This is a genomic window from Pseudomonas reactans (assembly GCF_013385825.1).
GTDB lineage: Bacteria > Pseudomonadota > Gammaproteobacteria > Pseudomonadales > Pseudomonadaceae > Aquipseudomonas > Aquipseudomonas reactans.
Map to the genome: position 1 here is coordinate 21,358 of NZ_JACAPG010000016.1, position 15,498 is coordinate 36,855.

The following is a 15,498-nucleotide window of genomic DNA, read 5'->3' on the forward strand; positions in this document are numbered from 1 at the left end:
GTTTGCTCCTTGCTCAGGCGGCCACGGCCAGGTTGATCGGCGTACCGCGCAAGGTGCGGTGCAGGCGCACTTGCAGCTCGTTGCCGAAGGCGTAGTAGCGGGTCAGCAGAGTCTGGCCACGTGCGGCGAAACGGTTGTAGGCAATCACCGCCGGGATGGCCGCAAACAAGCCAATGGCGGTGGCGATCAGTGCTTCAGCGATGCCCGGCGCCACGGTGGACAGCGTGGCCTGCTGCACCTGGGACAAGCCGATAAAGGAATTCATGATGCCCCACACGGTGCCGAACAAGCCGATGTAGGGGCTGACCGAACCCACGGTCGCCAGAAATTGCAGGCCCTTTTCCAGCTCGATTTCCTGCTCGGTGATCGCCACCTGCAAGGCGCGCTCGACCCCTTCCAGCACGGCCGGATCGTGGCCCTGCAGGTGCTGGTATTCCTGGACTCCCGCGATAAAGATCGGCGCAATGCCGCCCTCGCCCGCCTGCAGGGTTTCGCGGTACAGCGGCTGCAAGTCCGCAGCGCTACGAAAGCGCAGCACAAAACTCTTCAACTGGCGCTCCAGGCGGCGCAACACACTGGCGCGCTGGATGATCAGGTACCAACTGAGCAAGGAGGCCAGCAGCAGCGTGACCATCACGGCCTTGACCAACAGGCTGGCGTCACTGATCAAACCCCAGATCGTCATATGTTCCATCGTCGCGTGCATGGTTACCTGCGCGAGCAGGTGCGCCAGCCGCCAAGCCTGGAACAAGCCGCGCAGGCCTTCGCCATGAGCCCGGCGACCCTCAAGCGCAAGCTGCACAAGCACGATACCGGCTTTCAGCAACAGGTCGACCGTGTGCGCAAGCAAGTGGCGCTGCACCTGTATCAGGTCAAGGGCTACAGCAATGACGAAGTGGCGGCGTACCTGAACTTCAACGACGCAGCGAATTTTCGCCGCTCATTCAAGCGCTGGACCGGCAGCACGCCCAACCTGATCCGCCAACTGTTCAACAGCCGCTAGCCAGGCGTTCACGCAGGAACTCCACCAGCGCCTGCACCGGCCGCGAGCTTTGCCGATGCTGCGGGTACACCGCCGACAAGGTCAGCGCTTCGGGGGCGAACTCGTCGAGGACGGTGACCAGGCGGCCGTCCTTCAAGGCATCGCCGACGATAAACGTCGGCAGGTAGGTCACACCCAAGCCGGCGATGGCGGTGTCGCGCAGCAAGTCGCCGTTGTTCACACGCATACGCCCGCTCACATTCAGCGCCTGCACCTTACCCTTGAAACGCCATTGCACTTGGCGGCCATGGCCGTAGGGCAGGCAGTCGTGGTGGGCCAGGTCTTCGGGTTTTTGCGGCGTACCGCGCAGGGCCAGGTAGTCGGGGCTCGCGCAATACACCCGGGGAATGCTGGCGATACGGCGCGCAATCAAGGTGGAATCCTCCAGGGTGCCGATGCGCAGCACCAGGTCGTAGCCCTCGCCGATCAGGTCCACGGGACGATCGCTCAAGTCGACCTCTACCGAGACTTGGGGATGGCGCTGTAGGAACAACGGCAACAGGCAGCCCAGATGGGCCATGGCAAACGACAACGGCGCGCTGAGGCGGAGGGTGCCACGGGGCTCGCTGTTCTGCCCGGCGATGCCCTGCTCCACTTGCTCGACTTCACCGAGCAGGCGCAAGGCGGACTCGTAATAACTCTGGCCGAGTGGCGTGACATCCAGACGGCGCGTGGAACGGTTGAGCAGGCGCACGCCGAGGCGGTCTTCCAGCTGGATCAGGCGGCGGCTGACGAACTGCTTGGACAGGCCCAGTTGCTCGGCGGCGGCGGTGAAACTGCCGGATTCCATGACCTGGCAGAACAGCCGCATGTCTTCGAAGGGGTTCATTGTCGCTTCTCGGTGGACAGAGACCGCGTTTATAGCCGGTTTAGATGCACACCGCAAAATTGTAGGAGCCGGGGGGACGCCTAGTTCTTCAAGGACCCCATCGCCGGCAAGCCGGCTCCTACAGGTGTAGTGTTGATGCGGTTATTTAGCCGTGAACGCCGAGTAGCTGTTCATCAGGTTGCGGTAGTTGGGAATGCGCGGCGACAGCAGGTTGGCCAGTCCTTCCATGTCGTTGCGCCAGTCCACTTGCAGCTCGCAGGCCACGGAGAACCAGTTCACCAATTGGGCACCGGCTGCTGTCATGCGCGCCCAGGCGGCCTGTTGCACGGTTTCGTTGAAGGTGCCGGAGGCGTCGGTGACCACGAACACTTCGAAGCCTTCATCGAGGGCGCACAGGGTCGGGAACGCAACGCACACATCCGTCACCACACCGGCAATGATGATCTGCTTGCGGCCAGTCGCCTTGACGGCCTTGACGAAATCCTCGTTGTCCCAGGCGTTGATCTGGCCAGGACGCGGGATGTATGGCGCGTCCGGGAACAGTTCTTTCAGCTCGGGCACCAGTGGGCCGTTAGGGCCGCTTTCAAAACTGGTGGTGAGGATGGTCGGCAGCTTGAAGAACTTCGCCACGTCAGCCAGGGCCAGCACGTTGTTCTTGAATTCGTTCGGGGTGAAGTCCTGGACCAGTGAGATCAGGCCGGTCTGGTGATCGACCAACAGGACAACGGCGTCATCTTTGTTCAAGCGTTTGTAAGTCATGGGTTAACTCCTTCGGGGGGTTGATCAGAAAGCAAAACACGAGCAGCCAAACGCACCCCAGAATCCCTGGAAGTCGCTGACCGGCACGCTGGAAAGCCGCGCCTTTTCATGGCTGTGGGAATGCACGCCACACGGGCCGCTGCACTGGTGAACCTGAGCCTGCAACGGCGAACTCGGGCGCCAGTGACCCGGCACCTTGACCACCGGTGACCAGTCCGGCAGCACCGGCACGCGGGGCGGTGCGAAATCTTCGAAGTCACCGGCGCCGTAGACCACCTTGCCGCCGACCACGGTGAGCACCGATTCGATCCATTTGATGGCTTCTTCATCGACACTGAAGAAGTCCGCTGACAACGCGGCCACGTCCGCCAGTTGACCGACCTTGATCTGGCCCTTCTTGCCCTGCTCAGACGAGAACCAGGCGCTGCCATGGGTGAACAATTCCAGCGCTGTCAGGCGCGGCAGGCCTTCGGCGTGCAGCTCCAGGCCGCCAACGGTGCGACCGCTGACCATCCAGTACAGCGAGGTCCACGGGTTGTAGCTCGACACCCGCGTCGCGTCTGTGCCCGCGCCGACCGGCACGCCTTCGGCGAGCATGCGCTTGATCGGTGGCGTGGCTTCGGCCGCCTTGGCGCCGTAACGCTCAACGAAGTACTCGCCCTGGAACGCCATGCGGTCCTGGATCGCGATACCTCCTCCGAGGGCACGCACCCGCTCGATATTTTTCGGCGTGATGGTTTCAGCGTGGTCGAAGAACCACGGCAGGCCATTGAACGGAATGTCGCGATTGACCTTCTCGAACACGTCGAGCATGCGCGAGATGGACTCGTCATAGGTCGCGTGCAAACGGAACGGCCAGCGCTGCTCCACCAAGTGACGCACCACCGGTTCCAGCTCCTGCTCCATGGTCAACGGCAGGTCCGGGCGCGGCTCAAGGAAGTCTTCGAAGTCGGCCGCCGAAAAGACCAGCATCTCGCCGGCGCCGTTGTGGCGCAGGTAGTCATCGCCCTGGTGCAGGGTGACGCTGCCAGTCCAGTTCTTGAAATCGCTGAGTTCTTCCTTGGGCTTCTGGGTGAACAGGTTGTAGGCGATGCGCACCGTCAACTGTTCGTCCTTGGCCAACTGCTCGATCACCGCGTAGTCATCGGGGTAGTTCTGGAAACCACCGCCCGCATCGATGGCGCTGGTGAGGCCCAGGCGATTGAGTTCACGCATGAACTGGCGGGTCGAGTTGACCTGGTATTCCAGCGGCAGTTTCGGGCCCTTGGCCAGGGTCGAATACAAGATCATCGCGTTGGGTCGCGCCACCAGCATGCCGGTGGGGTTGCCGTTGCTGTCACGCACGATCTCGCCGCCCGGCGGGTTCGGCGTGTCCTTGGTGTAGCCGGCCACACGCAGGGCGGCGCGGTTGAGCAAGGCACGGTCGTACAGGTGCAGCACAAACACCGGGGTGTCCGGCGCCGCCTGGTTGAGTTCTTCCAGGGTCGGCATGCGCTTTTCGGCGAACTGGAATTCGTTCCAGCCGCCGACCACGCGGACCCATTGCGGCGTCGGCGTGCGGTCGGCCTGGTCCTTGAGCATGCGCAAGGCATCAGCCAGTGACGGCACCCCCTCCCAACGCAATTCGAGGTTGTAGTTCAACCCGCCACGGATCAGGTGCAGGTGCGAGTCGTTGAGGCCGGGGATGACGGTGCGGCCCTTGAGGTCGATAACCTGGGTAGCACTGCCACGCAGGGCCATGGCTTCACCGTCGGTGCCCACGGCGACAAAGCGCCCCTGGTGGATGGCGACGGCCGTGGCGCGGGGGTTCTCACGGTCCACGGTGTGGAACTGGCCATTGAACAAAATCAGATCGGCGTTCATAGGGTTTCCTTTACAGAGGCTTCAAGCCAGGGAGCGAACAGCCGGGTAGCCGCCGGCATCAGCAGGTAGACCACCAGCAGGACGATGGTCAGGGTGACCAGGAAGGTGGCGACCACGTAGTTGGAGAGGAATGGGTGCAAACGCAACACCGGGCCCCAGATGATCGGCACCAGCAGGGTCAGCGGCAGGATCACAAACAAGGTCACCACTGCCTGTTTCCAGCGCGGCGGCTTGGCGGCGTTCTCGGTTACGGGGTTGAACCAGAATTCGTTGACCGCACCGATTTCGGTGTTGTCACCGTCAGCAAGCATGGGGGTGGCTTCGGCGATCAGGGTTTTGCGCTCGGGGGAGTCGAGCCAGGTTTCCAGGTCGTCGGTGGAGCGGTAGCGCAATACACAGGTGAACAGCGCCAGGTTACCTTGCTTGCCGCGCACCACGTCGACACCGAGGTGGCCTGGGCGTGCGCCGGCGATACGTACGATGCGGCGTAGCCAGGCTTCGTAGTCGGCTTCCCGGCCGGGTTTGATCAGGTGTTTGACCACCAGGGTGACGACTTCGTCGGGGCCTGGTTTTGTTGCTGGGTCCATGGGGTGTCCCTCTGCCTTGATGTTTCAGCGATGAGGGAGTTTGCGGGGGTTGGGCTGGGGAAAATTGGATGTACGTGCTGTTTGGGTTGAGTCCCTGTCCGTTACTGGGGTAACGGACAGGTATACCGTCAGTCAAACCACTCACGACGGCCTTCAAAGGTGCCAATGATCAACTCCACAATCATCCGCACCGCCTCCACATCCCCCACCTGCGCATTCACCGCCAGCCACACCTGGCGCTGCATGCTCTCGTCCAGCAACCCCGGCAACGCCACCAGGCCCCGGTCAAAACTGCTCATGTAATGTGGCAGCAAGCCGATGCACGCGCCACACCGGATCATCTCCAACATCAACGAATAGGCATGCACCTGCACCACCGCGGCCAGGCGCTGCTGCACTACGTGGTTCCAGGCCTGCAAGGCGCCCACCTGCGCATCTGGCTGCCATTGGACCAGCATGTAGTCGTCGAGGTCTTCGACACTGTCCGGGCGTGTGGTCAACCGCGAATAACGCTTGGCGATATGCGGCAAGTAATGCAAGCGCGCCAGGGCCTGTGGCGGCTCGGTGGCAAAGCTCGGGCCAGGCACGGGGCCATCGGTGTCCGACAGCCACAGCACCACATCCACATCCACCGCTTGCAGCGACAACTGGCTGTCGATGGAGATGATCTCCAGGCGCACGCTGGCATTGCGGCGCAGCAACGCGATCAGATCACGGCCAAGGATGTCGTGCAGGATCGGTTCGGCCACCGCCAGCCGAATCAACGGCTGCTCCGTAACCGGCAAACGCCGTTCTTGGGCCAGGGCAATCAATTGGGCCTGCAACTGCAGGCCATCGCGACTGAGCACCAGGCCATTGCCCTGGTAGGTGAACAGCGAATGCCGTAAATGTTCTTCCAACTGCGCCAGGCGCTTGCGCAACAGCGTCGCCTTGATATTCAAGCTGCGCGCCGCCTGCATGAAGCAGCCGCAGCGCGCGCTCACCAGAAAGTAGCGCGCCACCTCCGGGTCGATCTCATGGGCCAGGGCCAGCCAGCTACTGCGTCCCTCGGTGGGGGCGCGATAAGCGGACGGCCCCTGGGGGGCGGACGGTTCTAGCAATGCCATGGGAGACTCCCTGTCTTGTCGGTCTGTGCATCCAATGCGGGTTGACGCGGGTTACTCCAGCACCTTGTTCAGCTCGGCGCCGTCGATACTCAGGGTTGCGGTGTTGAGCATGCCTTCGAGGTACGCCTTGGCGATCTGCTCCTGACGCTGGGCACGCAGGGCCTGGGTCAGGCGCTCGCGCAGTTCGTCGAGGGTCGCGGTACGTGCCGGTTGCTGGCCGGTGAGCTTGAGCACATGGAACCCCGCCGCGCTCTGCACCACGTCCGACACGGCGCCGACCTTGAGGCGCGACACCGCCGTGCGTACTTCCGGCACCAGCTGTTGCAAGGGTTGCAGACCCGAGTCGCCGCCGCGCGCGGCGGAGTCGGTGTCTTGGGAAAACTGCGTGGCCAGGGCGGCAAAATCACCCGGCGCAGCCTGGGCGCGACGGCTCAGTTCCTGGGCCTGGCGGCGCACGCTGTCGAGGGTTTGCGGGTCATTGGTCGCCAGGAAAATCTGGCTCACCCGGTACAATGGCGGCGTCACCCATTGCGCCTTGCCATTGTCGTAGGCCTGCTGCAACTCCGCGGCGCTGGGGTAATCGGCCGGCACCTGGCTGACCGAGAGCATGTAGTCGCGGAACACGATCTGCTCGGCGGCGGCGCGGGTCTGCTGTTCCACGTCCGGGCGCTGGCGCCAGCCCTGGGCGTCGGCCTGTTCGAGCACCGCCTTTTGCGCCAGGCGTGAACGAATCCAGGTTTCCAACGCGCCACGGTTACCGCGCAACTGCTCACGGGACTCGGCAGGCAGGCTGGCCAGCACGGTTTTCAGTTCCGTCAGGTCGATCTGCTGATTGCCTAGGCGGGCCACCGCCGGCCCGGCCGATACAGGATTGATCACCGGCGCCGGTTGCTGCGCCGCCACCGGGTCACTGCCCGGCCGCAGGCTCAAGCCCACCGCCACCACCAGCAAGGCCAACGCACCCGCGCCGACCATCAAGGTTGGTTTCTTCACAATACCGGCGCCTCGGCTTCAGCCTGCAACTGCGCGGCCTGCTGGCTGTATTCACGCAGGTAAACGATAAATTCCTGTAACAGGCGATCCCACAACTCCAGCTGACTGCGCAGGTGCGTGGCGCCGACGCCGGCCACCACCACGTCCATCTCCATCAACAGGAACTCGCCCTGCACCGACAACCGCGCAAAGCGTCGCGACGCGTTCCACACCTGGGCCAGACCTTCAGGCAATTCGCCCTGGATGCGCAGCGCACAGCTGTAGGTGAAATCCACATAGCTGCCCTGCTCCGTCGCCGGGTTGCCGAAGCGCACCGCAAAGCCGATGCCCTGGCTGGCGCTGAGCAATTGCACGATGCCGTTCTGTTCGGTCTGGTTGACCCGGTAGCCGGCTTCCTGCAGCAATTCGGTGAGGCTCTGAGTGGTGACGCTGGTGATCAATTCGCTCATGGTGATCTCTTCCTTGTCTATCAATGATTGGCGGTTGCCTGGGGCGCATCGAAACGGCTCTTGTACAAATCGTCGCCAAAGCCCTGGGCCAGTTCCTCGAACTTGACCCGCGCGCTGCTGGCGAAGGGCTGGCGAATGCTCATCACCTCGGCCACATCGATTTTTTCGTAGGCCGCGAGCAACTGCTGGGCCACGCCGTACATCTGTTGATTCTTGACTGAACATTGCTGCACTTGTGTGTCACGCTCGCTCAATTGCACCTGCAAGCGCGCACGCTCGGCCTCTTTGCCCTTGGCCAGCACCAACAGTTCGTCATAGGCCTTTTTGAACTTGCCGACCTGCTCGTTGCTGGCCGCCACCTGGGCCTGCGCCTGGCTGTGCAGGCTCTGTTGCTGGCCGGCCATTTGCTCGGCCACGCCACGCGCCTTGTCCAGCTCGGCGGTCAACTGCTTGATTTGCGCCTGGGCCTGCTTGGCCTGGTTTTCGGCGGCAATCCGCGCGGCGCTGGCCTGGGCCTGTTCGCTTTGCAGGGCCTGCAATTGCTGGGTGGTGCTGCGCAGTTGCGTACGCAAGCGTTCCTCCATGCCTTCAGCCGACGCGCCGGTGGTGACCAGCAGCAGCAACAGCCCGCAGATTCGCGTGTTCATGTGGCATCTCCGTGCGCATCAAAAGCGCGTGTTGAGTTCCAGTTGCATCACATCGACTTCGAACGGCGCGCCATACACTTCCGACGCGCTCAACCAACGCGCACTGGCGTAGATGTTCTTTTCGATGCCGTAGTTGGCGCCAATGAAGTACCCCTTGGCGTTGGTACCGCCCAGGTGGAACGAGGAATCGTTGAAGCCGTCAGGCAGGGCGTCAGGCTGGATGTATTTGTAGCCGGCCAACACGTTCCAATCGCCGCGTTTGCGCATTTCCAGCGCGCTGCCGAGGGTGAACGACACCATCAGCGCATTGCCGCCACTTTCAAACTGGCCCTTGCTGTTGATGTTGTTGACGATCTGGCCTTCGCTGCGCTTGAGCATCTCACCCTTGTCGTAGGCCAGGTTGTGGATGAAGTTGCCTTGGGTGCGCAGCTTGAAATCGCTGGGCAGCTCGGCATCCCAGGCCAGGTTCAGGTCGAGCACATCGAACTTGGATGCCAGGCCGACGAACTGCGGTTGCGGGGTCAGGCCAGGAGTGGCCGGGTTGGGCGTGATATCGCGCAGCAGGAACACACTGTTGCCCTTCTGCATGAAGGCCAGGCGCGAGCCGTCGCTGTCGCAGGCCGGCTGGCCGGACCACGGCTGGCAGGCGCCGGAGCGTTTACCTTCGATGTCGTCAAAGTGGTAGTAGGCCAGCGCGCCCTTCAGGCTGTTCTCGCGGTTGATCTTCCAGTTGGCGCCGATCTGCCCGCCAAACAGCCACTTGGTGTCGCTGTCTTCCTTGTCGAAACCGTTGCTGCTGGCCGAGTCGGAGGTGTACTCCACCGGGAACGCACCCAAGGTGCCGAACAGGCCCCACTGGCTATTGAGCGTATGGTTGAAATTGGCGGCGATACCGTCGAAGTTCAGGTCGCCCGAATACATCATGTCCGTGGAATAGAACGGGTTGGCGAAGCGCCCGGCGGTGAGGGTCACGTCCGGCGTGGCCTTCCAGCTCAGGTAACCCTGGTCGAGCCAGATGTCTTTCTTGCCAAAGCCGCCGCCCAGGGTCTGGGTGGTGGACACCGGGTTGTTGTCGGAGCCGGTGCCCACACGGATGCCGGCCGTCCAGTCAGGTGACAGCACAGCTTTCATGCCCAGGCGCGCGCGCAGGCGGAACAGGTTTTCGCGGTCCTTGGTGGTGTTGAGCAACGGCGGCAGCTTGGTGTTGGTGTCTTTGTTGGTGTCGTACGGGCCGCTTTCATTGAGCTTGGCGTAATCGACGATCTCGTTGCTGTTATTGCCCGAGAAGTAACGCGACTCGTCCCGCAGGCGGATATCGCCATCAAAGGTGATGCGCGAGACCCAGTCCGGGAAGGTGTTGGGCTGGGCCCAGTTTTCCTGCTTGGCGGTGGCCATCACCTCGGCCTTGACCTGGTCACGAATCTGATCCTTCACCGCCTGCGGCACGTACTGCACACGCACATCACCCGGCGCTGCGGCCGGGCCTGCAGCCACTACCGGCGCGGCATTCGCCTGGCGGGCCTGCTGGGCTTCTTTTTCGGCCTGGGCAATCAGCCCGTTGGCGGTGTCCTGGGTCAGCACGCCTTGCTGCACCAACAGGCGGATCAGGTTGATGGTGACGTTTTCCGAGGGCGCGACCGGGGCTGCAGCCGCCTGGCCGACCAGGGTCGCGATGACCATGCCGACCGCCAGGGTCAGGCGATTCACGGGGGAAATCATGTGTACGCAACTCCTGTAAAAAACCGTTGTAAAAGGGTTTGATCAATCCGGGCGCCGACCCTTCAGGGACAAGCGCATGGGCAGCGTCAGCGACGCCGGCGGCTTCTGTGTAGCGCGCGGCGCCTGTATCAAGGCAAGCATCTGCGCGTCGGTCTCGGCATCCCCGCTGGACTTGGCCACCAAGGCTTTGGTGACCTGGCCATCGGCGCCCAACCACAGGTCTATCTGTATCGAGAACGCCTTCTTGCGCAGTTCAGGGTCTTCGCGCATCAGCCGCTGATAAGTGCCGGCCAGGTATTGCTTGTAGGTGCCCGTTCCCAACCCACCGCCACCACTGCCGGCCATGCCGCCGCCCTTGCCGGCGCCGATGTTGAAACCGTCGTTGCCGGACTGGGCGTCGCCGTCGATCTGCATCGGGTTGGCCAGGTCTTCGTTAGGCGAAGGCGGTGCTTCCTCGGCCGGCTTGACCTCCTCGGGTTCGGGGCTTGGCACCGGTTCCGGGATTTTTTCTTCGACCTGGGGCTCAGGTTCCTTGGGCTTTTCCGGCGGTGGTGGCGGTGGCGGCGGCAACGGGATAATCGTCGGCACCTTCGGTGCTTCGCGGCGCACGCCACTCATGTCATTGGCCCACTGCCACAAAAACCAGGCCGCCACGGCACCCAGCAACAGGCCGGCACCCCATTTCAATGGGCGCAGCGGCGGCTTCTTTTTCAAGGGCAAGGGCGCGATCGGGATCTGTGCGGTCATGGTTCAGCCCTGGCTCGGCTTGCCGGTGACCAACCCGACCTGGGACAGCTCCAGCCGACGCAGCAGGTCGAGCACTTCGATCACCTTCTGGTATTGCACCATCGCATCGCCACGCACGATTACCGGGAAATCCGGGTTCAATGCTTTCTCGATACGCAGGCGTTCTTCCAACTCGCCGAGGGTCACGGGGTAGGCATCGAGGAACACCTGGCCACCGTCGTTCACGGAGATGGCCTTGGTCTTGGCCTCCGACAACGACACCGAGGCGCTGGCCTTGGGCAGGTGAATCTGGATGCCCGAGACCTGGGCGGTGGCGGTGAGGATAAACATCACCAGCACCACCATCAGTACGTCCACCAGAGGCGTGATGTTGATGCTGTCGACGGCGGCGTCATCGTCATCGTCGTGGGAGGTATTTACGGAAGCCATGGCGTCTCTCCTCAGGCCGGAACAGCGGCGTGATGGTCACGACGGTGCGCCGCTTCACTGTGCTGGCTCTCGCCGTGCATCTCCGCCAGACGGGTGATGAACTCATCGACAAACACGCGCATGTCCGCGCTGACTTCCTTGTTGCGCGTGATCAGGCGGTTGTAGCCAAACAGCGCAGGGATCGCGACAAACAGGCCCATGGCCGTGGCCAGCAACGCCGCCGCCATACCGGGGGCGATCGCATTGATGTTCACGTCACCGGCCATCGCCGTGCCAAGGAACACCACCATGATCCCCAACACCGTGCCGAGCAGGCCGATATAAGGGCCGCCGGCGATGGCGTTGGACAGGGTCGAGAGCTTGGAGCTGAGCGCCTGGTTTTCGCGGGTGCGCACGCCGTCCATCGAGCAGCGGATGGCTTCGATGGTCGCGGCCGAGACCGACGAGGTGTCAGCGCCCTGTGCACGCCGGGTGCGGATCTCCTTGACCGCCACCAGGTACAGGCGCCACAGCGAAGAATGGGCCAGGCGCTCACCCAGTTGGGCGTCGTCGGCGTACATCTCCAGGCGGGTGCCGATTTGTGAGAAGTGCTCGCGGAACACCTCGTTGGCGCTGCTGAGGCGGCTGACCTGGCGGTTCTTGCGCAGCATGATGACCCACGACTGGAACATCATCGCCACCAGCACCAGGATGATCACCCAGGCATCCACCGGCACCGCGTTGAGCAAGAAGCCCAGGCTGCCGAAACCGAAGCCGGACTGTTCTTCATCCACGCCATAGGCCACCAGTTTCGACTCGGCGCCCTGGGCGCTGGCATCGGCCAGCAACAGTGCCGCCGGACGCGCGACCTTGGACAGGCGCAGTTCATCGATGGCCCCGGCGAACGGTAGGTGCGTGCTGCCCGCTTCCGGCAGATCGGCACCAATGGCCAGTTGGGAGTTGAACGCCGGCAAGGCAACGGCCAGGATGGCGGTTTCACGGCCATTCACATACAGCGAGACCTTGTCACCCTCGGAGGTGAACGCCAGGTGCTGCCATTGGCCGGGGTTCAGCGGTTGGCTCGACACGGCGCGCTGGCCGTCGATGTCCACGAACGGCATGCCCTGGTTCAAGCCCAGCAACAGGCTATGGGGGCCATCGCGGCGGGCAAGCACGACTTGTTCGCCACTGGCCTGGTCCAGGCGCAGCCAGGCGCTGAAGGTAAACGCGCCACCCGCAGCGTGTTGCAGCGAAGGGCTGGCCGGCAACATCAAGGCTTGGCCGCTGAACTGCAAGGCACGGCCGATCACACCGTCGATGCTCGCACCGGTGGCGTTCAGCGCGGTGTTGGCGTAGGCCGTGGTGTCGCGGGCCGGTGTGCCATTGGCCCCGTCAAAATGGTAGAGCGCGGTGTAGTTCGGGTCGAACGTCAGTTGGCCGTTGGCGGTGGCCGGGGCCTTCTGGTTGCCGTAGTACATCCACAGGTCCTGGCGCTGGCTGCCTTCGACCTTGGGCACATCGACCCAGATCAGTGCCATGCCCATCAACGGGTCGAAGCTCTCGATCTGGTGGTTGAACACGGTTTTGTCATCGGCACTCACAAAACGCAGGTCGGCGCCGTCATCCTTGACCCCGTCAAAGGTGAAGTTGCCGGTGTGCAGGCGCACCAGCAGCGCGGTGCGGCCCAGGGCCTGGTTGATCGCGGCGCCTTGGGCGGTGGTGTCCACCGAAATCTGTTTGCGGTAGTGCCAGTCGTCCTGCCACCAGGCATGGGCGGTGGCCGGGAGCGTGAAGCCCAGGCAGATCAACAGGCTCAGGAATAGGCGTTGCATGGGTGAAGTCTCCGGAAGAAAAAGTCAGAAAGTCGCCTGCACACTGAAGTGCAGTCGCGAGTCCTGTTTCTGGGTGTTCGGTCCATCAAGCAGCGGGTAGCCCCAATCCAGGCTGCCGGACAACCATTTGCTCAAACTGGCGCGGGTGCCCAGGCCGACACTGGCCAGGCTGTATTCGTCTTCTTGCTCGGGCAGCGGGTCGTGCAGGCGCATGCGCGCGCCTTCGGCGAACGCGTAGAAGCGCCACTCCTGCACATAGCTGCCGAGGAACTTGGCCAGGGACGGCGTGCGCAGTTCCTGAGAGAGCAAGTACCCCTCATCCCCGGTACGCTCCGCCGCCAGATAACCGCGCACCGACGTAGCGCCGCCGGCGGAATACTGCTCGTTGGACACCAGCGGCCCCGACGCCAGCTGGAAGCCGCCCTTGGTTGCCGACTGCCAGTCGTTGGCGAAGGTGTAGGTGTAATTCAGGTCGCCCTTGAGCACGGCAAAACTGGCGCTGGCCTTGTAGCGTTTGTATTCGAACTCTTCGGCATCGCTGCCGTAGCCGAAGAAGGCGCGAGTGCCCACTACCAGGTTCAAGCCCAGGCCCAACTGCGATTGTTCGGTGTAGCGAAAGCCGTTGTAGCCCAAGGTGAACGGTGCGTACTTGAGGGGCACCTGGTCGCTGCTGGAACCGAACTTCATCTGTTCGTCGAAGTCCTTGAAGTCCACGCCAAACGAGAACGAGTTGGCCCAGTTGCCCGCCGCCGGCAGGTTGTAGATGGCCGACACGCCGTAGGAATGGCCCTTGCCCAGCACGTTGCTGCCGCCGATAGTGGCGATGTTGCTGTCGGACTGGTAACCGGAAAACTGCAAGGTCCAGCGCTCGTTGAGCGGGGCGCTGTAGGAGCCCGACCAGACCTTGGCATTCTCGGTGTCCTGGGGCGCGGTGAAGTAGGTCAGGGAAATGCTGTGGCCCAGTTGCCAGAGGTTGTCGTACCCCAGGGTCGCCACCGAGCGCAGCTTCTCGGTGTCGGCGCTGTAGTCGTTGTTCAGGCCGATACTGGCGTGCCATGGGTTCTGGTCTTCCACCTGCAAATCCACATCCATGGTGCCGGGGCGTTGGCCCTCGCGTACCAACGGCGTGACCTGACGCCCTGCGCCGCGATTGAGCCCCGCCAACTGGGTTTGCACCGTGGCGAAGTCCGGCACCGCACCCTCCTCCAGGGCCGGCACCTGCTCGCGGATTTCCACCGGCGAATAGTGCTTGGCACCGACCACGCGCACCCGGCCGACCTTGGTCTCGCTGACCTGCAGATAGACGATACCGTCATCGACCTTCTGCTCCGGCAACTCGACAAACACCGACTGATAGCCCCGCGACTGGTAGATCTTCTGCAATGCATCGCGCGCGCCTTCGATATCGCCCAAGGTCTTCTGCGGCCCCAGGAACGGATACACCGCCTCCTCGATCGTCGCCGCATCCAGCACCGTATTGCCGCGCACGAAGTACTCGTTGACGTCGACCTTGCGCGCGCCCTCTTCCTCCTCGGCCAGCAGCGGTTGCGCCAGGCTCCCCAGCGTCACGCAACACAGCGCCAACGTTAATTTGAACAGATGCTCCACACCGCCCCCTGACTGTCTGATTTTGTGCGCCATCGCCGGATACCCGGCGTGCGGCCGGCTCAATTGCTGGTGATCGAGGTGCTGCCGTGGCGTGCCAGCCAGGTGTGCAACAGGGCGAAGTTCAATGAGAACTCCGGCATGTGCAGCAGGGCGCCACAAAACACGTCACCGATGATTTTCTGGATGAGTTGCACCGCACGCGGGTTGTTGAGCAGCGTGGCGATGTCGCGAGTGATTTGGTGAATGCTCCAGACCTTTTGGTTGAGGTCCAGGCCGACGAACCAGCGGAACAGCAGGTTGTAGTTCAGCTGTTCGTGCAGTTGCTGTTCGCTGGGCACCGAGTACAGCAGTTGCAGCAGGAGGATCTGCAGCACGGTGTGCGGGGCGATCGACATCGCGGGTTCGGCGGTGAGCCAGTCGCGATGCTGGTCGAGCACTTCGTCGATCTGTGGGCGCAGCAGCACCAGGGAATGGCCTGCCGGGATGTAGCTGGACACTTCCTTGCGGGCGCCTTGCCAGTCTTCCTGAGAGACGATCCAGACCCAGGGTGCGCCGTAGCGATAGACCGACACCGGCTTCTTGCGCGCGGCTTCGACGATCTTTGACAGGCGCTGGTCGAGCTCCTGCATGCCCACTTTCGAGTAACGTTCCATAGTTCCCATCGCCCCACTCCTCGCATCCTGCTTGCGGCTGAAAAGCCCAACGTTCTGGTGGGCTCAAGCGCGTTACACAGAGGAGACGGGAGTGGCTGGGGACTACCGAACTTTTGTCATGAAAGCTTCATTTTGGATTGGGTGGGGGGCATTTTTTATGGTGTACATATCCATTATTTAGGTAACGGCTACTTATGGTTCCGCTCTTACAGCGGGTCACTTTTGGAAAAGAGCCCCAAAAGTAACCAAAAGGGCT

Annotated in this window: 15 protein-coding genes and 1 pseudogene; 1 reads left to right on the forward strand and 15 read right to left on the reverse strand. The window is 62.8% G+C overall.

Going from position 1 to position 15,498, the window contains the following annotated elements; genetic code table 11:
- Window positions 1–13 precede the first annotated feature (13 nt).
- The gene (tolQ, locus tag HX868_RS19775) at window positions 14–706 is read right to left on the reverse strand and encodes a protein TolQ (RefSeq protein WP_177004116.1); all 693 of its coding nucleotides are present in this window, start codon (window positions 704–706) and stop codon (window positions 14–16) included.
- Here tolQ and HX868_RS19780 point away from each other — a divergent pair.
- Window positions 701–1,003 (forward strand): annotated as a pseudogene (locus tag HX868_RS19780) (helix-turn-helix domain-containing protein); the annotation flags it as partial. The gene tolQ and the pseudogene HX868_RS19780 overlap by 6 nt on opposite strands.
- Here the strand turns inward: HX868_RS19780 and HX868_RS19785 are convergent.
- From HX868_RS19785 to HX868_RS31305, 14 genes are all read right to left on the reverse strand, one after another.
- Window positions 990–1,871, reverse strand: a complete 882-nt coding sequence (locus HX868_RS19785; protein WP_177004117.1) for a LysR family transcriptional regulator — start codon at window positions 1,869–1,871, stop codon at window positions 990–992. The pseudogene HX868_RS19780 and the gene HX868_RS19785 overlap by 14 nt on opposite strands.
- 141 nt (window positions 1,872–2,012) lie before the next feature.
- Window positions 2,013–2,630: an isochorismate family cysteine hydrolase YcaC gene (gene ycaC, locus HX868_RS19790; RefSeq protein ID WP_177004118.1), complete on the reverse strand. Its 618-nt coding sequence runs from the start codon at window positions 2,628–2,630 to the stop codon at window positions 2,013–2,015.
- A 24-nt stretch (window positions 2,631–2,654) separates the two neighbouring features.
- On the reverse strand, window positions 2,655–4,493 hold the full coding sequence (locus HX868_RS19795; protein WP_177004119.1) for an amidohydrolase: 1,839 nt from the start codon (window positions 4,491–4,493) through the stop codon (window positions 2,655–2,657).
- Complete coding sequence (locus HX868_RS19800) at window positions 4,490–5,080, reverse strand: antibiotic biosynthesis monooxygenase (protein WP_016980089.1); 591 nt, start codon at window positions 5,078–5,080, stop codon at window positions 4,490–4,492. Before HX868_RS19800 ends, HX868_RS19795 begins: the two co-directional genes overlap by 4 nt.
- Window positions 5,081–5,208: 128 nt before the next feature.
- Entirely contained in the window at window positions 5,209–6,186 is a 978-nt protein-coding gene (locus HX868_RS19805; protein WP_177004120.1) for a LysR family transcriptional regulator, read from the reverse strand.
- Window positions 6,187–6,237: 51 nt separating this feature from the next.
- On the reverse strand, window positions 6,238–7,179 hold the full coding sequence (locus HX868_RS19810) for a peptidylprolyl isomerase (RefSeq protein WP_177004121.1): 942 nt from the start codon (window positions 7,177–7,179) through the stop codon (window positions 6,238–6,240).
- On the reverse strand, window positions 7,176–7,628 hold the full coding sequence (locus tag HX868_RS19815; protein WP_177004122.1) for a YbjN domain-containing protein: 453 nt from the start codon (window positions 7,626–7,628) through the stop codon (window positions 7,176–7,178). The genes HX868_RS19810 and HX868_RS19815 overlap by 4 nt, the downstream gene beginning before the upstream one ends.
- A 20-nt stretch (window positions 7,629–7,648) precedes the next feature.
- Window positions 7,649–8,275 (reverse strand): DNA repair protein, encoded by a 627-nt coding sequence (locus tag HX868_RS19820; protein ID WP_177004123.1) that lies wholly within the window; start codon window positions 8,273–8,275, stop codon window positions 7,649–7,651.
- 18 nt (window positions 8,276–8,293) lie between these two features.
- Complete coding sequence (locus tag HX868_RS19825; protein WP_177004124.1) at window positions 8,294–9,994, reverse strand: putative porin; 1,701 nt, start codon at window positions 9,992–9,994, stop codon at window positions 8,294–8,296.
- Window positions 9,995–10,036: 42 nt separating this feature from the next.
- Window positions 10,037–10,741, reverse strand: a complete 705-nt coding sequence (locus HX868_RS19830) for an energy transducer TonB family protein (protein ID WP_177004125.1) — start codon at window positions 10,739–10,741, stop codon at window positions 10,037–10,039.
- A 3-nt stretch (window positions 10,742–10,744) separates the two neighbouring features.
- Window positions 10,745–11,170 (reverse strand): ExbD/TolR family protein, encoded by a 426-nt coding sequence (locus tag HX868_RS19835; protein WP_016980095.1) that lies wholly within the window; start codon window positions 11,168–11,170, stop codon window positions 10,745–10,747.
- Between the two features lie 11 nt (window positions 11,171–11,181).
- The gene (locus HX868_RS19840; RefSeq protein WP_177004126.1) at window positions 11,182–12,981 is read right to left on the reverse strand and encodes a DUF2341 domain-containing protein; all 1,800 of its coding nucleotides are present in this window, start codon (window positions 12,979–12,981) and stop codon (window positions 11,182–11,184) included.
- A gap of 24 nt (window positions 12,982–13,005) precedes the next feature.
- The gene (locus HX868_RS19845) at window positions 13,006–14,589 is read right to left on the reverse strand and encodes a ShlB/FhaC/HecB family hemolysin secretion/activation protein (RefSeq protein WP_177004127.1); all 1,584 of its coding nucleotides are present in this window, start codon (window positions 14,587–14,589) and stop codon (window positions 13,006–13,008) included.
- A gap of 59 nt (window positions 14,590–14,648) precedes the next feature.
- A complete protein-coding gene (locus tag HX868_RS31305) occupies window positions 14,649–15,242 on the reverse strand; it encodes a transposase (RefSeq protein ID WP_177004130.1) in 594 nt (197 codons plus the stop codon).
- Window positions 15,243–15,498: the final 256 nt, after the last annotated feature.